Below are 2,077 nucleotides of genomic sequence, written 5' to 3' on the forward strand. Positions count from 1 at the left end.
ACGAAAAGACACTGATAACCCATTCCGAGAAAAAGGCACGGTTTTTAGGGTATGACATTTTCGTGCGTCGTTCTACTGCAACCAAGAGAGATAAAACAGGGCGGCTTTGCCGTCGCCTCAGCGGTACGGTATGTTTGGAAATGCCGACAGAAATCATGCGAAAAAAGTTGCTGGAATATGGTGCCATGACCATAGAAAAAACGGTCTATGGCAAGGACAACTGGAAAGCGAAAGCCCGCTACTACCTCAAGGATAACGACGACCTCGAAATTCTTGACCAGTATAACAGTGAAATTCGTGGCTTTCGCAATTACTACCGCATCGCCAACAATGCTGCTTTTGCCAGCTCTTTCGGCTATATCATGCAGTACAGTATGTTCAAGACTTTTGCAACAAAGTATCGTACCAGCATGAGCAAAATGATGTCCAGACTTCGTATCGGCAAAGATTTTGGAGTGCGTTTCACCGATAAAAAGGGAAAAAGCAAGACACGACTGTTCTACAATGAGGGCTTCGCAAGAAAGCCCATGCAGAAAACAGCCACTGTCGATGAAATACCCAATACGGTGAAATACTCCAGCAAAACAAGTTTGATGGATAGGCTGTCCGCAGGGCAATGCGAGCTTTGCGGCAAAACTGACTGTGAGATTGAAATTCACCATGTCAGAAAGCTCAAAGACCTGAAAGGTATCAACTACTGGGAGCGCTTTATGATTGCGAGAAACCGCAAGACGCTGGCGCTCTGCGTAGACTGTCACAAAAAATTGCATAGTGGGAAACTGAATTAACAAGTGGCGAGCCGTATACATCGAGAGGTGTAAGTACGGTTCTGAGGCGAGTGTTTGGAAACCTACCGCAGAAATGCGGCAAGGCGCTGGGCACTTAGCCACCACAGGAAGCACGGGCAATTTGAATGGGCCGCTCCTGCCATCTTGTTTGCGTGTTTAGTCTTTACTTTGACGGCACCCGCCTACATCTGGACGATACTCGGAATGTAGCCTGACCCAATGTAACTGGAAACCACATGGCACATGGCGGGGCTATGCTATACCCCTCCATGTGCTTCTTAATACCAAAGCCATCTCAATATAAGGAGTTTTCAGTATGAAAAAGCACAGCACCAAAATATCATTTTAATGCCCTGTAGATGTCCATCTGTTTCCCGGCATGGCGGTAAGTGAGGTCACTCAGGATGATGAGCTATCCGAAAGCAGAGAGCCATGGGAGGCCGCGCTGGTGAAAAACCCGCAGGACTACGCGGTAATGCTGGATCAGGCTCTCCAAAATTATAATAACGGAAACATGAGGCTGGATTACGATGCCGGAGGGCAGCTCATTAAGCCCGATTTGACCAACGCCCATTGCGAAATCATCGGGAGAGACAACAGCCTCTGGCTGAAAGTGGAATGCGACATGGGTGAAGAATTGTCCCGGCAGGAGATAAATCAACTTCAAAAGCGTGTCGCCGGCAGTATTTCGGAAGAAAGCACGATTGCACGTTGGCCTGATCAGTGGGGATGGTTGAACACCGATGCCGGCGCGTTGATTATCCGCCCGCAGCCCGTTGATGATTGGAGCTTTTCCACCAATGGATATCAACCACGGTTTGAGGACTTAACGGAAGATAACCATCTGCTGACGGAAAGCGAGTGGCTGAGTGGTACAGAAAGCTATCAGCCTGACCAGAATGACGAACACGATGAATACGATATGAAGCTGGAGGAACAGAGGCGGATATCCGCAAATAAAGCCCGCCTTGCGGCAGATATGCCCGAATGCATCCGCCTGCTCTCCGCCCTGGAAGGAGAGCTGCAGGGCGAAAAGGGACAAATCGGTGAGTGGATGCGAATTTCCTATGAGCTCAATGAAGATTTTGAGGTCGCGCCCGCCGAAATGGTCCAGGAGATATGCGATGCATTCAGGAAGGTAAACCATCAATATGGCAACCATATTGCCTGCGCCCTGTACGCCAGTCAAAGTGTTGTACTTCCATGCGAAATTGTTCACGCAGCGGACTATTTGAGCATGGGCGGGAAGTTTCAGGATATTGGCGACTTAGCGTCTTCCGGTATATTCA

Annotated in this window: 2 protein-coding genes and 1 pseudogene; all 3 read left to right on the forward strand. The window is 48.9% G+C overall.

The genetic code is table 11. The annotated features are described in order from the left end of the window. Positions 1 to 788 (forward strand): HNH endonuclease (locus tag VB081_RS02630; RefSeq protein ID WP_323399302.1); only part of this gene is annotated, 788 nt, incomplete at its 5' end. Between the two features lie 102 nt (positions 789 to 890). Next, a pseudogene (locus tag VB081_RS02635) lies at positions 891 to 998 on the forward strand (DUF3852 family protein); the annotation flags it as partial. Positions 999 to 1,236: 238 nt separating this feature from the next. Further along, positions 1,237 to 2,077: hypothetical protein (locus VB081_RS02640; RefSeq protein WP_323399303.1), on the forward strand; the 841-nt coding region annotated here is incomplete at its 3' end.

Origin of the sequence: Christensenella sp., from assembly GCF_034927525.1 — a bacterium.
In the GTDB taxonomy this organism is placed as follows: Bacteria; Bacillota; Clostridia; order Christensenellales; family Christensenellaceae; genus Christensenella.